1 protein-coding gene is annotated in these 279 nt (G+C 32.6%); it reads left to right on the top strand.

Features of this window, described 5'->3' with window-relative positions:
• Positions 1-279, top strand: a 279-nt coding sequence (locus GUI70_RS25575) for a hypothetical protein (protein WP_237725143.1), incomplete at both ends; no start/stop codon positions are given.

Raw genomic sequence — 279 nt, 5'->3', positions numbered from 1 at the left:
GATAAACGCTATGATAAAATTTATCACGTCTTAAAGCAGACCCTAGGCTGGCACTTTAAGCTAACCCATTCGGAAATGCTTTTTTTGTACGGTTTTTTATTAAATCAAGATTACTTGGATTATGCGGGGATCCCAGAGGATACGTGCAACTATCAATTAATTAATAAAATTACGGATGATTTTCTAAATTGGATCAAATCGTTTAACATTTTAGCGGACTTTCCGTTGGAAGTTGAACAATCTTTAAGAAAAGACATTACTAACGTCAATTTAAAATTA

Source organism: Deinococcus alpinitundrae, assembly GCF_009982895.1.
Classification (GTDB): domain Bacteria; phylum Deinococcota; class Deinococci; order Deinococcales; family Deinococcaceae; genus Deinococcus; species Deinococcus alpinitundrae.
The sequence above is the reverse complement of the archived record's forward strand: the minus strand, read 5'-3'. Positions and strand labels throughout refer to the sequence as shown.